Genomic DNA, 26276 nt, shown 5'->3' on the forward strand with positions numbered 1-26276 from the left:
TTATCTTTGCATCATCATTTAAGAAAAAATAATGGAAGAATATATTGTTTCTGCAAGAAAGTACCGTCCGATGACCTTCGATACGGTGGTTGGACAGAGTGCTTTGACAACAACTTTAAAGAATGCGGTGAAGAGTGGAAAGCTCGCTCACGCATACCTTTTTTGCGGCCCTCGTGGTGTCGGAAAGACTACCTGTGCCCGTATTTTTGCCAAGGCTATCAATTGCGAGCATCCCCGTGAAGACGGAGAAGCCTGCAATGAGTGCGAAAGTTGCACAGCTTTCAACGAGCAGCGCTCATTCAACATCTTTGAGCTTGATGCCGCCAGCAATAATGGTGTAGAGCAAATCAAGGCTCTCATGGAGCAAACCCGCATCCCGCCACAGATTGGCAAGTACAAAGTGTTTATCATCGATGAGGTACACATGCTGAGTTCCGCTGCCTTCAATGCATTCCTCAAGACATTGGAGGAGCCACCATCGCATGTCATCTTTATCCTGGCGACCACGGAGAAGCACAAGATTCTGCCTACCATTCTCAGTAGATGTCAGATTTACAATTTCGAGCGAATGACCGTTCCTAACACGATTAAGCATCTGGCTATGGTAGCAGAAAAAGAAGGAATCAAATATGAGGAACAGGCATTGGCTGTCATCGCAGAAAAAGCCGATGGCGGTATGCGCGATGCACTCTCTATCTTTGACCAGGCTGCCAGTTTCTGTCAAGGCGACATCACTTATAAAAAGGTAATCGAGGACCTGAACGTTCTGGATAGCGACAACTATTTCAACTTGGTTGACCTCGCTCTCTCCAACAAAGTGAGCGAGATGATGGTGCTGCTGAACAATATTCTCAACAAAGGTTTCGACGGAGGCATTCTTGTCCAAGGTCTTGCCCAACATGTGCGTAATGTCATGATGGCAAAAGATCCCCAGACTCTACCACTCTTGGAAACCAGTGAAGAGCAAAAGGCCAAATTCCAGGCACAGGCTCAGAAAGCCCCTACACCTTTCTTATATAAGGCACTGAAAATCATGAACGACTGCGATGTTCAATACCGCCAGAGTTCAAACAAGCGCCTGCTGGTAGAACTGACCCTCATCCAAGTAGGTCAGATAACGCAACCAGAAGATCAAGATGTGCCAGGTGCGGGGCGTACGCCCCATAGATTAAAATCCCTGTTTCAGAAATTGATTGCTCCCCTTAAACCTGCTTCTCAGGGTGCAGGTAAAGAGCAAGTTGACAGCAAGAAGGTTGAAACCGTTCCTGTTGTCGGGCATTCTATTGCCCAAAAAGCCGAGACTCATGAAACAGCCTCAGCGAAAGATACTTCTACAACAAGCAACAAGCCAAAGGGAAGTATCAAACTTGGCAGTATCGGCATGACGTTCAAGAATCTTAAGAAACACAAAGAAGAAGATAAGAACAATTATTCTGCCATCAGCGACACAACAGAAACTGCGTCAATAGCCGAAGATAAAAAGCAACCTTTCGATAATGAGCTTTTATACGGTCAATGGATGAGTATGTGTATGAGAATGCAAGGTATCAACGAACTGTATGGTTTGTCACAACGCCTGAAAATGCTGACTCCAAAAATCACAGATTATCCTTCGGTGGAAATCGTCATTGATAATCCGATACTTCTTGATCAAATCGGAAAAATCAAAAACCGCATCAGAAGTACACTTGTATTAGGATTGAACAATGACGACATCATTATCAATTACCGTGTAGCCAAGCAAGAAGAAATCGGAAAGATACGTAATAAACGGGAAATCTTCGATGATATGAAAAAGAAAAATCCTGCACTTGACAAATTGGTACAGGAATTCAAATTAGTCATGGCATAATTCAGCTATGGCAGATTTTTCAAAACAATAATCTAAAAAACGAGAAACTATTTTTTAAGATAAACTAAAAAATCCTATGGATAAAGCATATCGAGCTACATCCATAGGATTTTTATTTTAAATCAGAGTCATACCATTTTCCTCACATTCCTTGCGCATTTCATCAGGCCAGATACTTGCCTGTATTTCACCAATATGCGCCTTATGAAGCAAGACCATGCAGAGGCGGCTTTGTCCTATACCACCACCGATACTCAAAGGCAACTTATCATTTAAGAGTTGCTGGTGGAAATAGAGTTTCTCGCGATCTTCCTTACCTTCAAGTTTTAACTGACGAAGCAAGCTTTCCTTATCCACACGAATACCCATGGAACTCAACTCAAAACTACGCTCCAGAACCGGATACCAGATCAGAATATCACCATTAAGGCCCATCTTTCCATTCTCGGCAATAGTACTCCAATCGTCATAGTCAGGAGCACGTCCATCATGCTTCTTACCATCACTCAACTTACCACCAATACCCTCTACGAATACTGCACCATATTTCTTGCAGATAGCATCCTCTCGCTCTTTAGGAGTCATATCAGGATACATATCAAGCAAATCTTGCGCATGAACAAAATGAATCTGTTCTGGCAAGAAAGGCTTCAACTGTGGATAATGCTCACAGGTGAGATATTCAGTACGGCGGATAGCAGCATAAATGCGACGCACCACGTCTTCCAAGAATACCAAGCAGCGGTCTTTCTTCTCGATCACAGCCTCCCAATCCCACTGGTCAACATACAGAGAGTGGAGATTATCGAGTTCTTCGTCAGCACGAATAGCATTCATATCGGTATAGACGCCATATCCAGGTTCTATTTTATATTCAGCCAATGTCAATCTCTTCCATTTTGCCAGAGAATGAACCACTTCCGCTTTAGCATCTCCCAAATCTTTGATAGGGAAAGTTACAGGACGTTCCACTCCATTGAGATCATCATTAATACCCAAACCTTTCAATACGAAAAGAGGAGCAGTCACACGACGCAAACGAAGTTCTGTGGAAAGATTTGCCTGAAAGAACTCCTTAATCAGTTTGATTCCCATTTCGGTTTGGCGCATATCAAGAAGTGCCTTATAGCCTACTGGTTTTATTACATTACTCATAATATATATATTTTTTCTTTGTTTTTATGTATTTAGGGACAAATGAAATGCAGGTTAGTACGCCTGTTTTCTATTTGACGGTGCAAAGGTACTAAATTATTATTAATCTGCAAGCGTTTTTCTATTTTATTTTTCAAAATGATAGGATTTTTAATATTTCACTATCTATTTGCACTATTTTCGTATCATTTTCTCTTTATTATCCTAAATAAAAAGTCTTCCCTACGCCTCTCAATAAGTTTTTTTACTCAAATATTTGGTTATTTCAAATAAAATCAGTAATTTTGCAAACGTATCTGCAAACTGTATATATGGAAGAGATTTTGCATATATATAATAAGGTATGAATATCTTGGTCTCGTAGCTTAGTTGAATAGAGCGTTTGATTCCGGTTCAAAAGGTCGTGGGTTTGAGTCCCACCGAGATCACACATTCTCTATCCAGGGAATACACTTCCCTCAGAAACGGAATATCATCCTGAATCAGAGAATTATCACATTATTTAGTTAAAAACATGGACTTAGTAGAACGTTTTATAAACTACACAAAATTTGACACACAGTCGAGTGAAGATTCCGACAGTGTGCCTAGTACGGCGAAACAGTTAGAGTTCGCCAAGTATCTTAAACACGAATTGGAAGAGGAGGGGCTTAGCGATGTAGAGATGGACGATATGGGTTACATCTACGCTACATTGAAAGGCAATACCAAGAAAAAGACACCTACCATCGGATTTATATCTCACATGGACACCAGTCCAGATGCAAGTGGCAAAGACATCAAGGCACGCGTCATCCGCAACTATGATGGCGAAGATATTGAATTGAGTCCAGGCATCTTCTCCAGAGTCGATAAATTCCCAGAATTAAAAGCTCACAAAGGCGAGGACATCATCGTAACTGATGGCACGACCCTTCTTGGTGCAGACGATAAAGCAGGAATTGCTGAAATCGTACAGGCTATGTGCTATCTCAGAGACCATGATGAAATCAAGCACGGAGATATACGTGTAGGCTTCAACCCTGACGAAGAAATCGGAATGGGTGCTCACCACTTTGATGTTGAAAAATTTGCCTGCGACTGGGCTTACACCATCGACGGAGGCGACCTCGGCGATTTGGAATACGAAAACTTCAATGCCGCAGCTGCCAAGATCCGCATCAAGGGTGTGAGTGTACATACGGGTTATGCTAAGGGTAAGATGATCAACGCAAGCAGACTTGCGGTGGAATTCCAAAACATGATACCAGAGACCGACCTTCCTGAAACCACAGAAGGTTATCAGGGTTTCTACCACTTGCTGGGCATTGAAAGCCACTGTGAAGAAGCTAAGTTGGCTTATATCATTCGCGACCACGACCGTGATAAATTTGAAGATCGCAAAGCATTCATTGCTGACTGCGTGAAGAAAATCAACGAGAAATATGGCGAAGGAACATGTGAGGCTGAGATTTACGATCAGTACTACAACATGAAAGAGAAAATCGACCCTAACATGCATGTCATCGACATCGTCTTGAGAGCGATGCAGGAAAATGGCGTTCCTCCACGCGTAGAACCTATCCGTGGCGGTACCGATGGAGCACAGTTGAGTTTCAAGGGACTTCCTTGTCCTAACATCTTTGCAGGCGGCGTCAATTTCCATGGCCCACATGAGTTTGTCAGCATCCAGGTAATGGAGAAAGTAGTACAGACCATCGTGAAGATTGCAGAAATCACAGCAGAATACAACGACTAAGTTTCGTATCAATCATAATAATCTATAATCCCAGAAAGCATGAATGCTGATGGGACTATAGATTATTTTCATATTATGACCTGATACTCCAATAGACGATAAACTGTTTTCACTTACATATCAAACTTAATTTTCTTTCGAATGGCAGATATTCCATTTTTAGTAAAAGATTTGGCACTCATACTGATGGTTGCAGGCATCGTAACCATCATTTTCAAGAAGCTCAAGCAACCCCTTGTGTTAGGATACATCGTTGCTGGTTTTCTTGTTTCACCACACATGCCATATACCATGTCGGTCATTGATGAAACAGATATCAAGACTTGGGCTGACATCGGAGTTATCTTTACCCTATTCTCACTCGGTCTTGACTTCTCTTTCAAGAAAATCGTAAAAATGGGAGCCTCCCCTATCATTGCAACCATAGTCATCGTGTTCTCCATGATGATGCTCGGCATCAGCATAGGACATGGCTTTGGGTGGAGCAAGATGGACTGTATTTTCCTTGGCGGTATGCTTGCCATGAGTTCCACGACCATTATATATAAAGCTTTTGATGATATGGGGCTGCGACAACAGAAGTTTGCGGGCATGGTGATGAGCGTTCTGATACTGGAAGACATACTTGCCATTGTCATGATGGTGATGCTGTCGGCCATTGCAGGAGGCAACAATCCTGATGGAGAACAGATGATCGGTTCTGTGATAAAGATTACCTTCTTCCTTATCCTTTGGTTTATAGTAGGCATCTTTGCCATCCCACTTTTCCTCCGTTCTGTACGCAAACTTATCAACAACGAAACCCTTCTGATTGTAGCATTAGGACTCTGTTGCGGCATGGCAGTACTCTCCACCAAGGTAGGATTCTCCAGTGCTTTTGGCGCTTTCGTCATGGGCAGCATCTTAGCAGAAACCATCGAAGCAGAAAAGATTATCAAACTGGTGGAACCCGTAAAGAACCTGTTTGGAGCCATCTTCTTCGTTTCCGTAGGTATGCTCGTTGACCCTAAGATTCTGATAGAATATGCCATTCCTATCCTGGCATTAGTAGGTAGCATACTCATAGGACAAGCCATATTCGGTACCTTCGGCTTCATGCTCGGTGGAGAATCTCTGAAATCAGCTATGCGCTGTGGATTTTCCATGGCACAGATTGGTGAGTTTTCTTTCATCATCGCTTCCTTAGGTCTGTCATTAGGCGTTATCAGCAACTATCTCTATCCAGTAGTTGTTGCCGTATCCGTCATCACGACCTTCCTTACTTCTTATATGATTCGCCTTGCCACACCGACGTATCAGGTAATGGAGAAGCATCTGCCGAAGCGACTCATCAACATACTGAATCATTTTGCGATGAGCCATCCCTCTACGACCCAGCAGAGCAAATGGAAGTCTCTTCTCAGACAAATGCTCATCAACACCGTAGCCTATTCCATCCTTACTGCAGCAGTCATCGCATTGATGTTTACCTTCGTACTTCCATTCACCCGAAGTCTTTTCCCTGGCTGGAAGTTGCATTGGTATGCTAACGCCATCACAGGCATATTGACCCTCGTGCTGATAGCACCATTCCTGCGTGCCATCATCATGAAAAAGAACCATAGCAATGAGTGGAAACGTCTATGGGTAGAAAGCAGCATCAACAGGATTCCGCTTCTCTTCACCATCGTCGTGAGATTTGTTATTGCATTGGCTTTCATCTTCTATATCTGCAATTATCTGACACGTTTCACCGATGCGCTCATGATCATCATCGGCATTGCAGTCGTTTCCCTGATGATAGCATCAAGATGGACCAAGAAGCGAAGCATCAAGATGGAAAGACTCTTTATCCACAACCTACGTTCAAGGGACATTATGGCTCAGGTAAACGGCGAGAAGAAACCGCTCTACGAAGGACACTTATTGGACCGAGACATCCATATCAGCGATTTTGACGTGCCGGAAGATTCTTCATGGGGAGGGAAAACGCTCAAAGAACTGCATCTCCGTGAACGGTTTGGTGTAGATATGAGCAGTATCATGCGTGGTTCACAACGACTGAATATTCCTAACGGAGATACGGTCATATTCCCAGGAGATAAATTACAAGTCATTGGTAATGACGACCAATTGCAGAAATTTGCAACCGCTCTCAGTACGGATCTCATACCAGAAGATCTGGAAATAGAGAAACGGGAGATGAAACTACGACAACTCATCATCAGCGGTAAAAGTGAATTCTGCGGGAAATCACTTCTTGAAAGTGGAATCCGCGATAAATACAACTGTATGGTTGTGGGATTGGAAGAAGGACAAGAGAACTTAACGAAAATAGCTCCTACCCGTACATTTGAAAAAGGAGATATCCTTTGGATCGTAGGAGAAGAAAGCGACTTGCAAAAAATAATGGAGAGGGCTTAGCCTTCTCCATTATTTTATTTATATTCTATACCTTTATTGGCATTTCTTCAAGGCTCTCATTGCATTCAGTACTGCCAAAACCGTAACACCCACGTCTGCAAAGACAGCCATCCACATGGTTCCCAAGCCAACAGTTGCCAGAATCAGAACTGCCACTTTCACTCCAATTGCGAAGGCTACGTTCTCATGGGCTATATGAATGGTGCGACGAGCGATTCTGACAGCAAGAGCAATCTTTCGCGGTTCATCATCCATCAAAACCACATCAGCAGCTTCTATGGCAGCATCACTACCCAAGCCACCCATGGCAATGCCGACATCAGCCCGTTTCAGTACAGGAGCATCATTGATGCCATCCCCCACATAAGCCAAGGTCTTGCCCGCTTCTTTTTCTTGAAGTAATTTTTCCACTTCTACAACTTTATCTGTTGGCAAGAGTTCTGAACGACATACATCAAGTCCTATCTGTTGCGCCACCTTTTCAGCCACTTCATGACGGTCGCCAGTCAGCATCACCGTTTTCCCTACACCTAAGGTCTTGAGCTGTGCAATGGCTTCCGCACTACCCTCCTTGATTTGATCATTAATGACAATATGCCCCACATATTTGCCATCAATAGCCACATGAATGATAGTACCCACATGAGAACAATCATGCCATTTTGCCCCGATAGAAGCCATCATTTTCTTGTTTCCCACACAAACTTCCTTTCCATTCACCTGGGCACGAATACCATAACCTGCGATTTCCTTTACATCAGAAACCACGCAGTTATCCGTAGCTTCATCAGGGAAAGCGGAACGGAGCGCTGCACCTATCGGATGATTTGTGAAATGTTCGGCATGGGCTGCCAGATGAAGAAGAATTTTCTCCTGATCTGAATATTCGCCAACATGCACATGATGAGCGCCTGCGGATGAACCGCAAGAACAGGAATCACCCACATGAACAGCCTCCACGGCAAACTCTCCATGAGTCAATGTGCCCGTTTTATCGAAAACGACAGTACCCACCTTGGCAAGTGCATCCATATAGTTGCTGCCCTTGATAAGAATGCCATTGCGGGAAGCGCCGCCAATGCCTCCGAAGAAAGTAAGGGGAACGCTGATGACCAAGGCACAAGGACAAGACACCACTAAGAATATCAAGGCGCGATTGAGCCATAATGGGAAATGATCACCGAAAGAACCATTGCCCAACCATTCTGATGCAATCCCCATTCCTCCCAACATAGGAGGAATCACAGCCAAAGCAAGTGCGGCAAAAACAACGATAGGAGTATAAACACGGGCAAAACGCGTGATAAAAGCCTCACTTTTTGACTTATTCTGGTCTGCACTCTCTACCAGATTAATAATCTTGGAAACCGTACTCTCTCCAAAGCTCTTGGTAGTACGAACACGGATCAATCCGGTTAAGTTGACACATCCCGACATGATATGGTCGCCTTCATTCAAATCCCGTGGCATACTTTCGCCCGTCAGCGCAATGGTATTCAAGGCAGAGTTTCCCTCTATTACCACACCATCAAGCGGCACTTTCTCACCAGGCTTAATCACGATGATCTCCCCCACTTCCACCTCTTCCGGCGAAACGAGCTCCACCTTTCCATTTCTTTCAACATTCGCCACATCAGGACGAATATTCATCAGGTGCGAAATACTATCCCGGCTTTTACCCTCAGCATATCCCTCGAACAGTTCTCCGATTTGGAAAAAGAGCATTACAAAAACTGCCTCAGGAAATTCAGTCTCACTCCCTGGGAAGAAGCCGATGCAAAGAGCGCCAATAGTAGCTATCGCCATGAGGAAGTCCTCATTAAACATATCTCCTTTGGCAATACCTTCAGCCGCTTCTGCCAAGGTCTCATGACCCACTAAGAGGTAAGGCACAAGATATACGAGCAGCAATTGCCAAGTTGCCAAATCGTATTCTTTCTCAATAAAAACAGCAACTACCAATAAAATGACAGTTACAGCTATCTGAATCAGTTTGGATTTTAAATTTCCTTCCTCGTGATGATGCTCGTGTTCACCGTGGCAATCACAATGATGATGATTATGTTCACCGTGGCAATCGCAATGATGATGATTCATTTCTTCCATAATTTTACAATACATTTAGTTACTACTTCAATTACTTTCTTTATTCTGCTGCAAAATTACGAAAAGGCTTTTGCAACTTGGTTGCAAAAGCCTCTTTTACCAAAAATATAGATCTTTTCCCTAAAATTCCATAGAGAAAGTGATGCCACGACGCATCATATCCTCCAAAGTTGGCTTCATACGAAGGATAAAGCCTTCCCATGAACGGTTCTTTTGCATACTCCAGCCCGCCTCTGCCAAAGCCAAGGCACGAGGATAAGCCTGGTAATAGATTCGTTCAGGCGTATTAATGCACTCACTCCATAGCGTACCAGCCACACCAAAAAGATTATTGTTTTCAAAATCTTTACCCATTCCCCAACCCGGATCAAGACGATACGTATCTTTCAGAGTGGTGACAGGCATTCCCCAATTCACTTCCGGCATATCTCCCTTCGCCATAGGATAATCAAAATAACAATGTTCACCTGGACAAAGCATAATACGGGCATTGTTTTCTACGGCTGCCTTCAAAGCTTCCTCTGTCAGACCCGAACGCCAGGCAAAGGTAACGCATCCCGGTTGAATTTTCTTGAAATCCAGTTCATACCAGAACATCGGAGTCTTATGATACCGGTTGCGCAAGAGTTCTATCATGCGGTCAAAGAGATAGCCTTGCAATTTCCAATTCTCAGAACGGTCGGTCGTGGTAATACCTAATTTTTTCTTCAGCGCCTGACATTTAGGACAATTGGTCCAACAATCCAGTGCCGGATTACCTGCCTCATCTCCACCTAAATGAATATAAGGAGAAGGGAACACGTCAGCCAATTCCTTGAAAACATTTCCTAAGAACTCGTAAGTGAACTCATTACCCGGACAAAGTAATTCATCAGAAACACCACAAGTAGTTCGGATTGGCACCTGCACGCCATGACAAGTCAATTCAGGATAAACGCTGATAGCAGCCACTTCATGACCAGGCATTTCGATTTCAGGAACCACCTGCACATGATATTTTGCAGCAAAACTTACCAACTCCCGCATCTGCTCTTGCGTATAATAGCCTTTGATAGGCATATTCATGTCATCCATTCCCCATCTGCTGCTTGCTTCAGCCGTCAAACGAGGATACTTCTTGATCTCGATACGCCAAGCCTGATCATCCACCAGATGCAGATGGATGGCATTCAGTTTGTAGCGGGCCATCTCAGGAATGAAAGCCTTCAACTGCTCATAAGGGATAAAAGTACGACAAGGATCCACCATCAGTTCTCTGACATGAGTACGTGGCTGGTCTGAAAGCGCCAGTTGAGGAATCGCATCACAACAGTTCTTTGCCCCATTACCACGCAGCAACTGGTCAAAGGTCATTAAACCATAAAATACACCAGCAGCCGTCTTTCCCTTAATCGTAACTCCTCGTTGCAAGACTTCGAGTGTATAAGCTTCATCGTCGGCAAGAGAAGGATTTATTTCCATCGTTAAAGTCAACAGTTCTTTGCTTCCACCCTTTACGTTCGCTTTCTGTCTGGAAATTCCCTCCTGAGTGTTATTGTTTGTCAAACAGTCCCGTTCAGAAAGGATTCTTTCGGCCTGTTCCTTTTCATTCGCAAGACCATCAGCAGCCACGATATTCCAAATTCCATGCACCTGAAGTAGGCGGGCATCTTTCTTTACCTGCAAGTCCATAGGCACAGGAATCAGGCATTTCATCGGGTCGCATGTTTCCTTAGCCTGCTTCATCTCAGCATAGAACAGGCTCCAGCCCGGTGCCTTCCGGTAAGCCTTCTCGCTCCCCTTTGGTACGATTAACCTACATTGACTGCGATGGATGCCATAGAAAGTCGTGACGTCAGCACGAGGAGGAATCTTGGAATTCACCTTCACGGTCTGTAAACCCGATAAATGGGCAAAAGCATATTCAGCCAACTGTGGAGTTCCTTCGATGATGATATGTTTCAGTTTTTTACAACCCGAAAAGGCAGCAGCATCTACCTGCCTTAAACTCATCGGAAGATGAAGTTCCTGCAAGTTATCACAGGCAAAGAAAGCCTGCGAACCAATCTGCTGCACTTTTTGAGGCAGGATGATCTTTTGCAGATGATGGCGAGAATGAAAAGCATTCTTAGGGATGACGGGACAAGTAGCTTCACTCAAATCTACATTTCTGAGTTGCCAGCAAAGATCTCTCATTTGCCGGAAATCTGAATTACCTTGAGTGGTCAGGTTGCCCGTCAACTTCAAGGAAATCGCCGTTGTTTTCTTTTCTGCCTTCAGGCTATCCATGTTGGCTACTGTCTGTGCGAACAAAGTTGGCGAACACAGGAGCATGAAGGAAAGTGCTAACATTTTTCTCATACTTATGAATATCATTAGGTTATAGTTATTAATAATTCCAATGGGACAAAAATACGGATTTTATTAGAACTTTCCAAATCTTTTGAATTAAATCTTCTAAAAATCCGCATCTTACTTTATTTTAGAAGAAGATGTGTCATAACGGATCATGAGTTTATTCATCGGATGACACGGAGTTTATTCGGAGGTATTCTTGATGAGGCGATTACTCACGGATTTTCGCAGAGGCGACCTATTCGGTCGGTGCAGATACCCCCTGAGGTTGGAAAAAGTCCCACAGATTTCACAGATATACACAGATTTTTCTTGGGACGTTTTTTTAGTCACGCAGATTTCGCAGATGACGCAGATTTTTTTCATCGGATGACACGGAATTTATTCAGAGGTATTCCTGCGGAGGCGATTACTCACGGATTTTCGCAGAGGCGACCTGTCCGGTCGGTGCAGATACCCCCTGAGGTTGGAAAAAGTCCCACAAAGAAAAATCTGTGTCATCTGTGAAATCTGTGGGACGAAATAATCCCCACAAAGAAAAATCTGTGTATATCTGTGAAATCTGTGGGACAAAATAATCCCCACGAAGAAAAATCTGCGTCATCTGCGAAATCTGCGTGACAAAAAACAACAGGAGCATATATCGGGCGCGAGCCATTGGCCAGCGGCCAAAGTTCCGCGAAATTCCGTGAGTAATCCGATAAGCAAGAATGCCTTCCGATTCATCCGTGAAATCCGATGAAAAAAATGAAGAAACGAAAAAGGTGTGTCATGAACTCCATGACACACCCTATTTCGTTGATTGTATTTCTCAGATTTCAGAGACATTCTAATACCATTGCACAGCATTAGAATAGCCACTGCGCTTATCATATTTCAAGGCATCCGTCAATGTAGAAGCATTACAACGGAAGGTGAAATTATAACTTGTATAAGGCGAAAGCACCACCGAACAACTCATATTGAAACAGTGGAGATCACGCTGCAAGCTTGCAGTAGTCATACTCATTTTATGATTGTCGAAATCATAACCGGATGAGAAACTGATATTCCAGCCATCACTCAGTCTTACGTTACCACTCATATTCAATGTCTGAGTAAACTTGTATGGATAGCGCATAGACTCCTTGTTGAACTTTTCCTTGCGCGTATCCTCACGCATGGTAACACCATAACCGAAAGTCAGCGACCAAGGCATCTTGAAAGCCATATAACCATCCGAATCGGTCTTAGCCTTGCCGCCCTTCTTCTTGGCAGCAGTCTTTCCCTTCTCCAAGGTATCGTCCACATTACTTTCAATATCAGTATCCAGTCCATCCTCGTCCTGGTCCTTACGCTTACTGTCCTTCTCATCATCATCCCTCTTTCCACCAAACAACTTAGCAAGTTTCTCAGGTGTCAGCGTGAAAGACAGGTTCTGCGACATACCCTGGAATCGGCCGAATCGACCTCTACTCCACTCAGTATGAGTACCGACGTATGGATTTCCCTGTTCGTCCAGATCATAAGCATAGGTAGCAAAGACCGCATTCATATTGAACGTATAGTTCTTCCACCATTTCAGACGCAGGTTGATATTCATATCGCTCCAAGGTCTTACCTTCGCCGCCATATTGTAACTCATATTGATGTCAAACGCATCTATCAGACTGATTTTCTTGAAACCGGTAGAGTCCTTATCGCTCTTGACCTTCATCTCCAGGTTGTTGCCTAAAGTGAAAGAGAGGCTTCCAGTCTTTCCCTTACCAGGCACACCATAAAGTGAATTCTGGTATGGAGAATAGCTGACGAGCGAAACATTACCATCGGCATCCGTTTTCTGATAAGTTTCCCAATAACCATAGCGGGAAGCACCGAAGTCAGGCGCATAACTGAAGCTTACAGTTGGCGTGATGACATGGCGGATAGCCTGTATCTTATCACCGAAAATCTTGCGATTAGGCACCCAGAATCCATAGAGCTTGGTGGACATACCCACACTCATGTTCCAATTATAGACATTGTGGAAACCATAGGTGGTGTCGCACACCTCCGTCTGCTTCTGTTCATCCCATGACCTTGTCACCTTATTGGTGTACATACGGTCAGAGAAGTTGAAGCTTGGATTGATGTTGATGTACTTGAAGAGCGTGAACGAAGCACTCACTGGAATCTGATGCTGCCATGCATTTCTCCAGTCCTTGATGAGATTACTCTTCATAAACTGGTCTTCCTTCGTATTGATCGAGTTGCTGATATGTCCAGTATAACTCATCGCAATCTTCTCATACCATTTCTCATCACCCACCATCTTCTTTCGGCGGAAAGGATAGAAACGGGCAATGGAAATATTGAGGTCAGGAAGTGTCACAGCCAAACTGGAGTGACGCATATTCTGCGAAAGGTTGGCAGTAGCGCTGAGCGACAGACCGATACTGGAGAATCCTGTACTCCAGCTCACAGAAGAGGTACGCGTACTCTGCGTCATCGTCTGCGGATTATAGAGCGAGTTGAGATTGTTGCGCTCATAGCTGGATGTGGCAAAGTTGACACTTGCCGACAACGAGCTGAAAGGATTGGCCTTCGAGTCCTGTCGATGACTCCACTGCACCTTGAAACTCTCCTGCTCGGCAAAGTCAGGCATTCCCTTGTCACCCGTCTTCGTATCCTGGTAACTGAAGAAGAAACTTCCCGAGTACTTATAGCGTTTGCGGTAATTACTTGCAGCAGAAATACCCCAGGAGCCCTTCGTGTAGATTTCACCCAGGAGTTTCAAGTCCCACTTGTCATTGACGGCAAAATAATATCCACCATCTCTGAGATAGAAGCCACGGTCGCTTTCATCACCATAGGTAGGCATGATGAAACCACTACTGTAGCTCTTGGTAAATGGGAAGAATCCGTAAGGGATTGCCAAAGGCATCGGCACATCGCACACCACGAGATAAGCCGGTCCGAAAACCACATCCTTACCCGGTCTCACTTTCGCTCTGGAAAGAGAAATATAGAAGTCAGGATGAGGATCATCACAGGTCGTATATCTACCATGTTGCAGATAGATAGCTCCAGTTGAATCACGTTTTGATCGGGCACCCGTCAGGAATCCATCCTGCTGCTCTGTATATACATTATTAATAAGTGCCTTCTTACTCTTGAAATTGAAGGCAATCGTATCCGTATCGTAGGTATCAGAGCCCATCTTGAAGACCGGTTTACCCTTGACACCACCTTCAGCAGTAGAGTCGGCGGTACCCGTAGCCTTCACATTGCTCTTGTCGATGTCCATGGAAATCTTGTCGCTCGTAAGGTCCATGTTGGTATATTTCACATTGGAATTACCATAGAGATGCGCCACTTTATGGGGAGCATCATAGACGAGCGAATCCTCCGCCGTATATTGCACCGGGGCATCCACGCCACCGGATTTCTTGCGATTCAAGCTATCCAGTCGGATACTGTCATCGACCACTTTATTATGTTTCCATATAGCCTTCTGCAGCGAATCCATCTGCAGGGTATCATTAGCAGCATCCACCTTGACTTCATTGCCTAAGGAATCCACCCATACAGAGTCTCCCACAGCCAAAGCGGTAGAATCAGCCATAGTCTTCTTCTTTTTCTTAGAAGGCATACCCGGATTGGCCACCATCATGCAGACAGCAGCAAAGAGCAGTACAGCTATAGTTGATTGTTTTCTCATTCAATATCTTTTGAGAAGTTATATTTCAAACAATTTCTCCCATTCCTGGAAGCGTTTCACTCCTTCTTCGCCAAATTTAGCGAGACTTTTCTCTGCCTTTTCTATCGACTTTTCCTCGTCGAGATGGGTTTTGCTGAAAAACTTATCAGCATAGCAAATCACCTTTTCCTCCATTGTTTCGGGAAGGAAATCCTGATGAGGCAGCGGCAGATTCTGCTCTACGATTTGCTTACATGTAATGCCAGCCCCCGTATGTCGTTCGCATACCCGTGCATGGCGTTCATATCCTTCTTTGCGCAGGATTTCAGCTCCCATACGACCATGACAGATGTATGGATGAGACCCAAAACACTGTATGCCAGGAGCATCCGTCAGGAAGATTCCCAAGTCGTGGAGCATAGCAGCTTCCTCGACAAACTGGGCATCCAGCTGCAATTCAGGATGATACGAAACAATCTGTAGCGCTTTTCGCGCTACAGATTGACTATGTGTAATGAGGATATGACGAAGTTCATTATCCTCAGGATAATACTTATCTATAATTGCTTGATAATCCATCATTATTCAGCGTTGCGCTCAATGTAAGCGATCACATCACCCTTGCGGATTTTGCTGCCCTGCTTAGCATTGATTTCTACGAGTTTACCACCAAGAGCTGCAGGAACAGTCTCAAATTCACCCCAAGGAGCAAGAATGTAGCAGAATGCATCACCTTCCTTATATTCCTTGCCGATGAATGGCTCTACTGCAGGCTGGCACTCACCCTCGCCCTGGAACTCCCAGAAGATCTGACCTGCTACTGGTGCTACGATTGCATCAGCCTTGGCATGCTTGAATTCTGCGAGCTGAGCTGGAGTCAAGGTGCTGCCGAGCTTAGCATCCTTAGCCTTCTGGAGATCAGCCAGGAAGTTCTTCTTTGCCTGTCCGCTCTTGTAGTTGCGATACTGCTCTGGGTGCATGGCGAGCTCGAAGAGTTCCTCGTCGTCCTGACCGTAATCCCAGCCGTTCTCGTCCATCTCCTTCTTGAAGTCATCGAGAGCGTTAGAAAGCAATGTATGAGCATCTACGTCTGTGAACTCACGGCCCTGCTTCTTGGCAAGTTCTACGAGTTCTGGATCGATGGTTCCAGGAATCTTACCACTCTTACCGAGGATCATACCCCACATAGAGTCGTCCATCATCACGAAACGGCCCTTGCCCTGCTCCATGGTGAGGAGGTTCATCAATGAGATATTCTTCACATACTGGCTGAATGGAGTTACCAATGGAGGATAACCTACGCGTGGCCATACATACTCTACCTCGTCGAAGAGCTTGATCAGAAGGTCGTCCATAGACAATTCTTCCTCACCCTTCTTCTTGCGGATATTGTTGATCGTCTGACGCATACCACCGAGGTCTGCCATCATACTACCCATCATACCGCCAGGAAGACCGCAACCGAGCAACAATGAAGACATGATCTTATTGCCTGGGTTGATGAAGTAACCGAGCCACTCGTCGATGAATTCCTGAGTCATGGCACGAGCCTTCATGTAAGCGCTCATATTGATTTCAGGCACCTCAAAGCCCTCGTTCTTCAACATGCTGATGACAGAGATCACGTCTGGGTGAACCTTACCCCAAGACAATGGCTCGATGGCAGTATCGATGATGTCGGCACCATTGTTGCAGACCTCGAGGATAGAAGCCATAGAGAGACCAGGACCAGAGTGGCCGTGGTACTGGATGATAATCTCAGGATACTTGTCCTTGATCATCTTGGTCAACTTACCGAGGAAAGCAGGCTGACCGATACCAGCCATATCCTTCAAGCAGATTTCCTCTGCGCCGGCAGCGATGAGCTGATCAGCGATATTCATATAATAATCGAGCGTGTGAACAGGAGAATTGGTGATACAGAGCGCACACTGTGGAGTCATGCCACCTTCCTTAGCCCACTTGATAGAAGGAATGATGTTGCGCACATCGTTCAGACCATCGAAGATACGGGTGATATTAGTACCCTGCTTAGCCTTCACCTTGTACATCAAAGCACGTACATCATCAGGCACAGGATACATACGAAGAGCGTTCAGACCACGGTCGAGCATGTGAGTCTTGATACCTACCTCATTGAAAGGCTTACAGAAAGCACGAACTGCCTCGTTAGGATTTTCGCCTGCGAGGAGATTTACCTGTTCGAAGGCACCACCATTCGTCTCAACACGGCTAAAGCAGCCCATTTCGATAATAACTGGGGCAATCTTAGCCAACTGATCTTTACGTGGCTGGAACTTACCAGAGCTCTGCCACATGTCTCGATAAACGAGACTGAACTGAATTTTCTTCTTCATTATTTATTAATGTATTATATTCTAATGATTGACAAATCTATTTTTTGCAAGTGATTTTTCATCAAGTAACGGCTGCCATCAAACAGACCCGAAAGCCCCCTTTCTGGCAACGCATAATTTACCAAGGTGCAAAATTAGACAAAAAAATCCAATTATCAGCCTATTCAGCTATTTTTTTGCAAATATTGCATTATTTTATAAAGGTTCTACCGATTTTCACCGATAGAACCTTTGTCATTTCATTACGATTCTGAATGTTTCTCTTACGAAGTTTTCCTATTCCGCATCACCCTTTTCCAGTTCCTCGGTAAACTCCTTATGGAAAGTGCTGAAGAGACGCAGGATTTCCTTACGTGCCTCTTCCTCCTCATCCCAGAGATTCAGTTCACCAGCGCGATGAGCCAATATCATCTTGGCGCAGCGACGTATCTTGCGCTTGTTGTTGCGTGCCTGCAACTGGTCACCCTGTATAGGTTTCTGATTGATATAGGAGAATGCCAACAGCTGCTTCATGAACATTTCAAACATAGGGTCATCATGACGCCAGTCTTCATCATTCAGCCAGAACCATTGGAAACCATATTTCTGTTCCAGAGAAATGAGGTGGCCGCCCAATTCGTCCATATTACCGGCAGCCTTCTGGAACTGCTCGTAGGCATAATTGCCCAAAGCAGTAGGCTCCAGGACAAATTCCTCCTCGCTTCCTTCATCCATCGTACTGCCTCCCAAGGTAATACGCCAACGGTAGTTCTTGTTCTTGATCAATGCTTCATGGGCATTCATCATCAGTTCAGACAGTTTACCTTCGCTTGGCAGTTCATCCACCACAGACAGGCGATCACGCTGATCGCGCACAACCAACTTCCCCTCATGCTGGCGAAGCACACACATATAGATGAATCTATCATTGTCCAGATGCAGGGAGAAACGGTCGTTGCTATCATCGCCCACAAATTCATAGCGATAATCATCCACCTTCTCGTGTGGGATTTCCACATCACCGTGCATCTTGTTGCCACTCTTGTCATAAAGCGAGAATCCGAGATAAGGTATCTGTAGGCGCATGGTGACAGGAGCACCCTCCTTCTTCGGAGTCAAAGTGACCAGCAGACCTTCATCGCCGAAATCTTCCTTCTTGCAGACAAAACCGTCTCTTGTTTTTTCCGCCTTTTCCACCTTTACATCACCATGACGCCAGAAAAGGTCGAAAGTAATGGTATTTTCATCCTCATCAGTTACCTCAATGAAATCTTCCAGATCCATACCCAGGAAAACTGCCTTGGCTGGTTCTATGACTTCATCGTCATCATCCAGCACTCCCACCAGGATTTCTCCCGGCATAGGGTCGTCTTCCCATTCAGCATCTTCAGGAGCATTGGCTGCCTTAAACACGAGATAGAGCATTCTCACTTCCTTGCGGCTACCATCTTCCTTGCATTGGAACACCTTTGATTCCTTGGGTACATAGAATGGTGTAGATAGATACGGATTTTTGCATAATGCTGTATATTCGATTTCTGTCCACACCGGTTGTGTGTGAGTTGTGTTTACTGTCATCCTTCGTATTTAAATGTTTTTGTCTTTATACATGTTCTCGTAATATTTCTGATAGTCACCGCTGGTTACGTTGTCCATCCATTCCTGGTTGTCGAGATACCATTTCACGGTTTTCTCGATACCTTCCTCAAACTGCAGACTTGGTTCCCATCCCAACTCCTTCTGGAGCTTACGTGAATCAATCGCATAGCGCATATCATGTCCCTTGCGGTCGGTCACGTAGGTGATCAGGTCAAGGTCCTCACCTTCCTTGCGTCCGAGCAGACGATCTACGGTCTTGATCACCACCTTGATGATGTCAATATTCTTCCACTCATTGAAACCGCCGATATTGTAAGTCTCAGCCACCTTTCCCTTGTGGAAAATCATATCGATGGCACGGGCATGATCCACAACATACAACCAGTCTCTCACATTCTCCCCCTTACCATATACTGGCAATGGCTTGCGATGACGGATATTGTTGATGAACAATGGAATCAACTTCTCAGGGAACTGATATGGACCATAGTTGTTGGAACAGTTGGTCACGATGGTAGGCATTCCGTATGTATCGTGGAAGGCACGTACGAAATGGTCTGAGCTTGCCTTGGATGCTGAGTACGGAGAGTGAGGATTATACTTGGTAGTCTCTACGAAGAACTCCTCGCCATAAGCCTCGTGGTTCTTTCCGCTGGAAGCCTTGGTTGTGAAAGGCGCTGCAACACCCTCTGGATGAGTCATCTGCAGGGCACCATACACCTCGTCGGTAGAGATATGATAGAAGCGCTTGCCCTCATAACCCTCTGGCAGACTCTCCCAATAGATTTTGGCAGCCTGGAGCAAAGACAGGGTACCCATCACATTGGTCTGAGCGAAAGTGAAAGGATCCTTGATACTGCGGTCCACATGACTCTCTGCAGCCAGATGGATAATACCGTCCACCTGATACTCCTTCATCAGTTTCAGCATCAGGTCGAAGTCACAAATGTCACCCTTCACGAAGGTATAGTTTGGCTTATCCTCAACATCCTTGAGGTTAGCTAAGTTGCCTGCGTATGTCAACTTGTCGAGGTTGATGATATGATACTCAGGATACTTGTTCACAAAAAGTCTTACGACATGTGAGCCGATGAAACCAGCACCGCCCGTTATGATGATATTCTTCATTTCTATATGTTTTTAGTATATAATTTCAATTAGCTACTTTCTGTTCCGGATATTACTTGGCAGCCTCCAGATTAGCAATACATTTCTCAAGTGAATCTACCCAGTAAGGCACTTTCACGCCGAAGGTCTCCTTGATGGAACGCTTGTCGAGCACAGAGTAAGCCGGACGGGTTACCGGAGATGGATATTCAGAACTGTAACATGGTTGGATGTCGCAATCCGTATGTCCTGAGATTCTTGCTATCATCTGGGTGAAATCATACCAGGAACAAACTCCCTCGTTGGAGAAATGATAGATTCCTACCAGTTTCTCCTGCGCTTCCGCCGTCTTCATCTTCTCTAAGATGGTCTCGATGGCATAAGCCAGATCCAGCGCATAAGTAGGAGTACCGCACTGGTCGAACACCACCTTCAACTGCGGTTTGGTGGCAGTCAGGTTGAGCATAGTCTTGCAGAAATTCTTGCCAAACTCAGAATAAAGCCAGGCGGTGCGGATGATGACATACTTGCAGCCGCTGGCGATGATTTTCTGTTCGCCGTGGAGCTTAGTAGTGCCATAAACGCCCGTAGGAGTACCCTTCTGTTCAGGATTGCAAGGCACATTATAAGGTTCCTTACCAAACACATAATCGGTAGAAATCTGAACGAGCAGACCATCCACTTCTTTCATTGCCTTAGCAAGATTCTCCGGAGCATCCGCATTCAGTTTCTCAGCCAGTGCAGCCAACTTTTCATCGGTTTCACAAGCATCCACATTGGTCCAGGCAGCACAGTTGACGATAGCCTGCACCTCATTGTCCTTCACCATCTTTCGGATGGCATCCATATCCGTAATATCCAGATAAGTAGTCTCCAGACCCTCCACCTGATTGACATCCGTAAAGATATAATGATCAGTAGTATTCTTGCTAACGATACGCATCTCATTGCCGAGCTGACCGTTGGCACCCGTAACTAATATATTCATTTCTATTTATAATTTACAATTAGACCCACTTTTATCAGCATTTCTCCAAAGCCCTTTCAGGCCCTTTCCCAAAGCCCCTTTCAAGCCCTTTTTACCTTTAAAAGCAAGAACGTTCTTTTTACCTTTTTACTTTTTTACCTTTTTACCTTTAAAAAGGACTCTCAAAGTCTTTCAGCATATCATGCTTAGTATCCTTCTCAGAGAGAATAGCATGCTCTGTAGGAATCTTCCAGTCGATGCCCAAGCTCTCGTCGAGGATAGAGATTCCCCCGTCAGCCTCAGGATGATAGAACTCATCGCACTTATACTGGAACACAGCAGTTTCGCTGAGTACGGCAAAACCATGAGCAAAACCACGTGGAATAAAGAACTGGCGATGATTATCCTCGGTCAGTTCCACAGCCATATGCTTGCCATAGGTAGGAGAACCCTTGCGAATATCCACAGCCACATCGAGCACGGCACCCTTCACGCAGCGCACTAACTTAGACTGGGTGAACGGAGGGCGCTGGAAATGCAGTCCGCGCATCACGCCATAGGACGACATACTCTCGTTGTCCTGGCAGAAATGGATAGGATGGCCCAGTATCGGAGCCACCTTCTCGTCAAATTCACGCTGAGAGAAACTCTCGAAGAAATAGCCACGGGCATCCTTGAAGATGCGAGGCTCAATGATGAGCACGCCATCAATATCAGTTTTGATTACTTCCATATCTTAGTCCTTTAAACTGTTCTGATACCATTCATAAAGTTTCTTCACACCATCCTCGATTTCCACCTGATGGGTCCAACCGAGCGAGTGCAACTTGCTTACATCAATCAACTTTCTTGGAGTTCCGTCTGGCTTAGAAGCATCAAACTCCACCGTACCCTCGAAGTCCACCGTCTTCACGATCAGTTCAGAGAGTTCACGGATAGTAAGTTCCTTACCAGTACCCACATTGATGTGGCAGTTGCGGATTTCACCGAGCGAAGGAATGGCACCGCCACGACCCTCAGAATTGTTACGGTCAACGGCACCGTCCACCTTGGCACCATAGAAAACAGAACTGTATTTCTCGATACCGATGATGTCCTTGAAATCTACATTCAGGAGCACGTGAACGCTGGCATCCGCCATATCCTCGCTCCAGAGGAACTCACGCAGCGGAGTACCTGTACCCCAGAGCACCACCTTATTATTATATATACCATAGAACTCCAATGCTTTCAGGATACGCTCATGGTCGTTATGACCATCCACGTTGCCCTCGCCGATGAGTTCGCGCAGTTTATCAGTAGGGTTGATCGGACGCTTGTTCATATCCACCTCAATACTGTGCCAGTCGTCCTCATGAATCAGTTTAGCTAAGTAGATCTTGCGCATCATCGCAGGCATCACATGACTGTTTTCCAAGTGGAAATTATCATTCGGACCATAGAGGTTGGTAGGCATCACAGCGATATAGTTGGTGCCATACTGCAGATTGTAGCTCTCGCACATCTTCAGTCCGGCAATCTTGGCAATCGCATACTCCTCGTTGGTATATTCCAGAGGAGAAGTAAGGAGCACATCCTCCTTCATAGGCTGCGGTGCATCCTTCGGATAGATACAGGTAGAACCCAAGAAGAGCAGCTTCTTCACACCATGACTGTAAGCATTGCTGATGACATTACATTGCATCTTCATGTTCTGCATGATGAAGTCGGCGCGGTAGAGCGAATTAGCCATGATGCCGCCCACGAAAGCAGCAGCTAAGACCACAGCATCAGGACGCTCCTCATCGAAGAATTTCTGAACGGCATATTGGTCGGTCAGGTCCAGTTCCTTATGCGAACGACCCACTAAGTTATTGTAACCACGTTTCTTCAAATTGTTCCAAATAGCGGAACCCACCAAGCCATGATGCCCAGCAATGTAAATCTTACTATCCTTACTCAACATTTTTACATCAAAAATTTAAGTTATTATTTTCTCCGTGCAAAATTACGATTTTTCTCTCAAAGAATAAAAAGTTTTAGGGATTTATTTTGTATTTATCGCATTTTGATGTATCTTTGCACTACAAAAGGAATAAACATAATGAAAATCAAGACATTTTTAATCATCGGATTTGCCACCTTGGCCATGCTTTCCTGCCATCGTGGTCCCAAGCCACCGGTATCTCAGCAGAACTTGCCCATCAGCATGTCAAAACCAGCCAAGGGCGACAAAGCTATATACGGACTTGCCTGCATGGGATGCACAGACTCCGTAGTAATCATGCTCCCCAATCAGGGCGGCGATCCTGTAAAATATAATATTCTCGAAGCCAACCGCAACCGCCAGGTATTTGGCAATATCGAAGTGGGCGACTGGATCTGCATCATCCCTGCCAGGGAAAAGAATAAGGCAAGCATGGTCATCGACCTCGACAAACTGAAAGCCACCTGGACCTATCAGGTGATGCCTCATCTCAGAGATGTCACCCATCTCTCCAAGAGGCAGCAGCAACGCATTCTCGCCAATATGCCCGACAGCATCGTGGAAACCTACATGATTCCGCGCGAATACGGATTTACGCTCAAGCGAATGGGAGAAGCACGCTCCGTGGGAATGGTGGCGACCAACAGTTCGGTAGAGGACGACAGTCCTGTGGAATATCCTAAAGTTCCCCTTTACACAGAGTGGCACGCCTACAACGGCAAGCTGATCTTAGTGAAAGGAAGATACGAGTTTAACAATGTCGTTTTCAACGAGAAAACCACCTACGACACGCTTTCTTTCGTCTATATGAAGGATGATTCGCTCGCTCTCCGTGATTCTCGGGGCAATATCCAGAGCTATCACCGCAAGGCCAATGCGCGGACTGCCAATGCCGCAGCCCAGAAAGCAGCCCAGAAAGCAGCGGAAAAATTCAAGGAAGAACTCAAATAAAGTTCATGCGTTCATCGCTTGAAATCTGAGAGAAATCCTTGAAACAAGACTAAACGAGATGGAGAATTTCCGAAAAATGAGTAATACGACGGAGGCGTTCATGTTCGAACTCCTCCGTTTTTTCATGCGCCCATATCGTATGAAATGGGATATGAATGGCAGAAGCTCCTATCTTGAGGGCAGGCGCAATGTCGCTCTTGAAACTGTTGCCCACCATCACCAATTCCTCCGGCAGCACGCCCAACTCACGACAAAGTCGGCGATAAGCTTCCGGTTTCTTGTCGCTCACGATGCTCACCACATCAAAATATCGCTGCAGTCCCGATCGCCAGAGTTTATTCTCCTGATCCTGCAGTTCGCCCTTGGTAAAGACCGCCAACTTGTATTCCGTCTTTCTGAGTTTTGCCAAAGTCTCCTCCACCTCTTCGAGCGGTTTGGCATCCAGTCTCAGCAGCGTCTTTCCCAATTCCACCGCTCTCCCTATCACGCGGGCAGGCACCTTTCCGTCGCTCACCTTGATGGCATTTTCCACTAATGAGATGGTGAACGCCTTGACGCCATATCCCAAGTCCTCCATGTTTTCCCCTTCCGTCTCAAAGAGCGCAGCAGAGATTTCCTCCTTGCTTCCATAGTCAGAAAGCAAGTCACAGTACTCAGCCTCCACTTCCTCGAAGTAAGTCTGCAAGGCCCAGAGGGTGTCGTCGGCATCAAAAGCGATTGCCTTGATATGATCCAGTTTTTTCATATTTCTCATTTCTAATTTCTCATTTCTAATTTCTCATTTCTAATTTGTAATTTCTCATTATATAAGAACCCCATCTGCAAAAATAATACTTTTCCCCGAACTGACAAAGAAAAACGCGCAACAATCTGCTAAAAGCGACTGCTGCACGTCCGTCATTCATTCAATCTTAATAGAGAATTACTTTTCAGAACCAAAAGTTATTATTTATATCAGAATATGATCTCTTTTTAGAAACGAGTCATAAACTCTACTACAATCTTGTCCTTCTCAGAAGTCTTTGCCACACCGCCGTTGCGATAGAAATACTTCTCGTAGTTGATACGGATGTCAGAGATGAAAGGCTTGGCAAGACTGAGCGTCACACCCCCAGTCACACGATGGCGCTTATAGTCGTTGATTTTCAACACGCCAGGGTCCTCATCCGTAGCCCCATATCGGGTGCCATCACTGTGGTCGCTCATGAAATCATATCTTACCAATGGAGAAACCTTCCTGATCAGACTCTTCTGGTTGACCACCGGAATATCATAACATACAAAACCGTCAAAGGCGTGCACATCATGAAACGCATTCTTGGAATAATGCTTGAAGAGGTACTCCACCTCAGCAATCAGGCCGCCACGATGGAAGGTAATACCCGCATCATACATATTGACGGTGACATCAGAAGGCTTGATTTTCTGCGTACTCAGCACGAGATTCACATTCGGGAAGAGGAACTGCGCCTTGGCAGAATAGTTGATGCCCTTGGTCCAGTAATCCTTCTGGTTGGTAAGACCGGAGCCATTGAACACACCCGCATTCACGATGATAGGGAACCCCACGTTCCAGGTATAACCCACCTCAGCACCGACATCACGCACATTACCCACCTGCTTGGCGATAAACGAGCGGTTGGCGAAATACTGCTGATGAGGCGAGCGGTGCGCATCGATGGTGAAAGGCACACGTTCCTGACCGATAGTAAACTGGAGTGTACTCCATGGTTTGATACGGGTATAAGCATCGAGCATCTTGATTTTGCCCTCATCACAGAGGTCGATTTCCGCCTTGTAGCTCACCTCTTTAGTCACATTACCAGTCACATTGATACGGGCAGTTCTCACTTCGAAGCGTCCCTCCCCTTCCTCGGTCTGGTATTCGTACTTCGAGCGTATCGTACCGCCAATCTTCGGAGTACGGTCAACCTCCTTCTTTTCATCCTGAGCAAACACCGCTGCAGACATCATAGTGCAGAGCAGCAGGACCATTGTCTTCTTCTTCATATTCACATTATTAATATATTAGCACACATCATGAGGCCATAGCCTTAATTCGGGTGCAAATTTAGATAAAATTTCTGAATTATAAGCCAGTATA

Annotated in this window: 17 protein-coding genes and 1 tRNA gene; 5 read left to right on the forward strand and 13 right to left on the reverse strand. The window is 45.3% G+C overall.

Translation table 11 applies throughout. The features are described 5' to 3' along the window. Positions 1–31 precede the first annotated feature (31 nt). Positions 32–1852 carry a DNA polymerase III subunit gamma/tau gene (locus tag DW917_RS10195; RefSeq protein ID WP_118118410.1) on the forward strand — a complete coding sequence of 607 codons (1821 nt, stop codon included), beginning with the start codon at positions 32–34 and terminating at the stop codon, positions 1850–1852. A 117-nt stretch (positions 1853–1969) separates the two neighbouring features. On the opposite strand, the gene asnA is transcribed toward DW917_RS10195, so the two are convergent. Then, a complete protein-coding gene (gene asnA / locus DW917_RS10200) occupies positions 1970–3007 on the reverse strand; it encodes an aspartate--ammonia ligase (protein WP_118118412.1) in 1038 nt (345 codons plus the stop codon). Between the two features lie 354 nt (positions 3008–3361). On the opposite strand from asnA, the gene DW917_RS10205 reads away from it, so the two are divergent. The 3 genes from DW917_RS10205 to DW917_RS10215 all read left to right on the forward strand — a co-directional run bounded on the left by DW917_RS10205 (position 3362) and on the right by DW917_RS10215 (position 7148). Continuing rightward, a tRNA-Arg gene (locus DW917_RS10205) sits at positions 3362–3435 on the forward strand. A gap of 86 nt (positions 3436–3521) precedes the next feature. Then, entirely contained in the window at positions 3522–4745 is a 1224-nt protein-coding gene (gene pepT, locus DW917_RS10210; RefSeq protein ID WP_118118414.1) for a peptidase T, read from the forward strand. Between the two features lie 141 nt (positions 4746–4886). Then, complete coding sequence (locus DW917_RS10215; protein ID WP_118118416.1) at positions 4887–7148, forward strand: cation:proton antiporter; 2262 nt, start codon at positions 4887–4889, stop codon at positions 7146–7148. Positions 7149–7181: 33 nt separating this feature from the next. Here DW917_RS10215 and DW917_RS10220 read toward each other — a convergent pair whose 3' ends face one another. The 10 genes from DW917_RS10220 to DW917_RS10270 form a co-directional block, all read right to left on the reverse strand. Next, entirely contained in the window at positions 7182–9254 is a 2073-nt protein-coding gene (locus DW917_RS10220; RefSeq protein WP_233524702.1) for a heavy metal translocating P-type ATPase, read from the reverse strand. 120 nt (positions 9255–9374) lie between these two features. Further along, positions 9375–11594, reverse strand: a complete 2220-nt coding sequence (locus DW917_RS10225) for a family 20 glycosylhydrolase (RefSeq protein ID WP_118118418.1) — start codon at positions 11592–11594, stop codon at positions 9375–9377. An 823-nt stretch (positions 11595–12417) separates the two neighbouring features. Next, a complete protein-coding gene (locus tag DW917_RS10235) occupies positions 12418–15267 on the reverse strand; it encodes a putative LPS assembly protein LptD (RefSeq protein ID WP_118118423.1) in 2850 nt (949 codons plus the stop codon). 18 nt (positions 15268–15285) lie between these two features. After that, positions 15286–15825, reverse strand: a complete 540-nt coding sequence (locus DW917_RS10240) for an HDIG domain-containing metalloprotein (protein ID WP_118118441.1) — start codon at positions 15823–15825, stop codon at positions 15286–15288. A 2-nt stretch (positions 15826–15827) separates the two neighbouring features. Further along, positions 15828–17603: an oxaloacetate decarboxylase gene (locus DW917_RS10245; protein WP_118118425.1), complete on the reverse strand. Its 1776-nt coding sequence runs from the start codon at positions 17601–17603 to the stop codon at positions 15828–15830. A gap of 276 nt (positions 17604–17879) precedes the next feature. Beyond that, positions 17880–19160, reverse strand: coding sequence for a hypothetical protein (locus DW917_RS10250; RefSeq protein WP_233524703.1), 1281 nt, complete (start codon positions 19158–19160; stop codon positions 17880–17882). A 9-nt stretch (positions 19161–19169) separates the two neighbouring features. Beyond that, positions 19170–20309 carry a dTDP-glucose 4,6-dehydratase gene (locus tag DW917_RS10255; RefSeq protein WP_118118427.1) on the reverse strand — a complete coding sequence of 380 codons (1140 nt, stop codon included), beginning with the start codon at positions 20307–20309 and terminating at the stop codon, positions 19170–19172. 52 nt (positions 20310–20361) lie between these two features. Beyond that, positions 20362–21276: a dTDP-4-dehydrorhamnose reductase gene (gene rfbD / locus DW917_RS10260; protein ID WP_118118429.1), complete on the reverse strand. Its 915-nt coding sequence runs from the start codon at positions 21274–21276 to the stop codon at positions 20362–20364. Between the two features lie 148 nt (positions 21277–21424). After that, entirely contained in the window at positions 21425–21988 is a 564-nt protein-coding gene (gene rfbC / locus DW917_RS10265; protein WP_118118431.1) for a dTDP-4-dehydrorhamnose 3,5-epimerase, read from the reverse strand. Positions 21989–21991: 3 nt separating this feature from the next. After that, positions 21992–23200 carry a GDP-L-fucose synthase gene (locus tag DW917_RS10270; protein WP_118118433.1) on the reverse strand — a complete coding sequence of 403 codons (1209 nt, stop codon included), beginning with the start codon at positions 23198–23200 and terminating at the stop codon, positions 21992–21994. Between the two features lie 138 nt (positions 23201–23338). Between DW917_RS10270 and DW917_RS10275 the strand changes: the two genes are divergently transcribed. Then, positions 23339–24172: a lipocalin family protein gene (locus DW917_RS10275; protein WP_233524704.1), complete on the forward strand. Its 834-nt coding sequence runs from the start codon at positions 23339–23341 to the stop codon at positions 24170–24172. A gap of 49 nt (positions 24173–24221) precedes the next feature. Here the strand turns inward: DW917_RS10275 and DW917_RS10280 are convergent, their stop codons facing one another. Together DW917_RS10280 and DW917_RS10285 are read right to left on the reverse strand one after the other, a co-directional pair. Next, entirely contained in the window at positions 24222–24917 is a 696-nt protein-coding gene (locus DW917_RS10280) for an HAD family hydrolase (RefSeq protein WP_118118448.1), read from the reverse strand. A gap of 227 nt (positions 24918–25144) precedes the next feature. Further along, positions 25145–26182: a porin gene (locus tag DW917_RS10285; protein ID WP_118118435.1), complete on the reverse strand. Its 1038-nt coding sequence runs from the start codon at positions 26180–26182 to the stop codon at positions 25145–25147. Between the last annotated feature and the right edge of the window lie 94 nt (positions 26183–26276).

Source organism: Prevotella sp. AM42-24 (assembly GCF_003461825.1).
Taxonomy (GTDB): Bacteria; Bacteroidota; Bacteroidia; order Bacteroidales; family Bacteroidaceae; genus Prevotella; species Prevotella hominis.

Excerpts from the sequence above, each read along its gene's own strand:
- DW917_RS10195 (WP_118118410.1), top strand. The coding sequence starts at position 32 with ATGGAAGAATATATTGTTTCTGCAAGAAAGTACCGTCCGATGACCTTC.
- DW917_RS10285 (WP_118118435.1), bottom strand. The coding sequence starts at position 26,182 with ATGAAGAAGAAGACAATGGTCCTGCTGCTCTGCACTATGATGTCTGCA.
- DW917_RS10225 (WP_118118418.1), bottom strand. The coding sequence starts at position 11,594 with ATGAGAAAAATGTTAGCACTTTCCTTCATGCTCCTGTGTTCGCCAACT.
- DW917_RS10240 (WP_118118441.1), bottom strand. The coding sequence starts at position 15,825 with ATGGATTATCAAGCAATTATAGATAAGTATTATCCTGAGGATAATGAA.
- rfbD (WP_118118429.1), bottom strand. The coding sequence starts at position 21,276 with ATGAATATATTAGTTACGGGTGCCAACGGTCAGCTCGGCAATGAGATG.
- DW917_RS10270 (WP_118118433.1), bottom strand. The coding sequence starts at position 23,200 with ATGTTGAGTAAGGATAGTAAGATTTACATTGCTGGGCATCATGGCTTG.
- DW917_RS10235 (WP_118118423.1), bottom strand. The coding sequence starts at position 15,267 with ATGAGAAAACAATCAACTATAGCTGTACTGCTCTTTGCTGCTGTCTGC.
- DW917_RS10275 (WP_233524704.1), top strand. The coding sequence starts at position 23,339 with ATGAAAATCAAGACATTTTTAATCATCGGATTTGCCACCTTGGCCATG.
- DW917_RS10215 (WP_118118416.1), top strand. The coding sequence starts at position 4,887 with ATGGCAGATATTCCATTTTTAGTAAAAGATTTGGCACTCATACTGATG.
- DW917_RS10255 (WP_118118427.1), bottom strand. The coding sequence starts at position 20,309 with ATGAAGAATATCATCATAACGGGCGGTGCTGGTTTCATCGGCTCACAT.
- DW917_RS10280 (WP_118118448.1), bottom strand. The coding sequence starts at position 24,917 with ATGAAAAAACTGGATCATATCAAGGCAATCGCTTTTGATGCCGACGAC.
- DW917_RS10250 (WP_233524703.1), bottom strand. The coding sequence starts at position 19,160 with ATGACAGTAAACACAACTCACACACAACCGGTGTGGACAGAAATCGAA.
- rfbC (WP_118118431.1), bottom strand. The coding sequence starts at position 21,988 with ATGGAAGTAATCAAAACTGATATTGATGGCGTGCTCATCATTGAGCCT.
- pepT (WP_118118414.1), top strand. The coding sequence starts at position 3,522 with ATGGACTTAGTAGAACGTTTTATAAACTACACAAAATTTGACACACAG.
- DW917_RS10245 (WP_118118425.1), bottom strand. The coding sequence starts at position 17,603 with ATGAAGAAGAAAATTCAGTTCAGTCTCGTTTATCGAGACATGTGGCAG.
- asnA (WP_118118412.1), bottom strand. The coding sequence starts at position 3,007 with ATGAGTAATGTAATAAAACCAGTAGGCTATAAGGCACTTCTTGATATG.
- DW917_RS10220 (WP_233524702.1), bottom strand. The coding sequence starts at position 9,254 with ATGGAAGAAATGAATCATCATCATTGCGATTGCCACGGTGAACATAAT.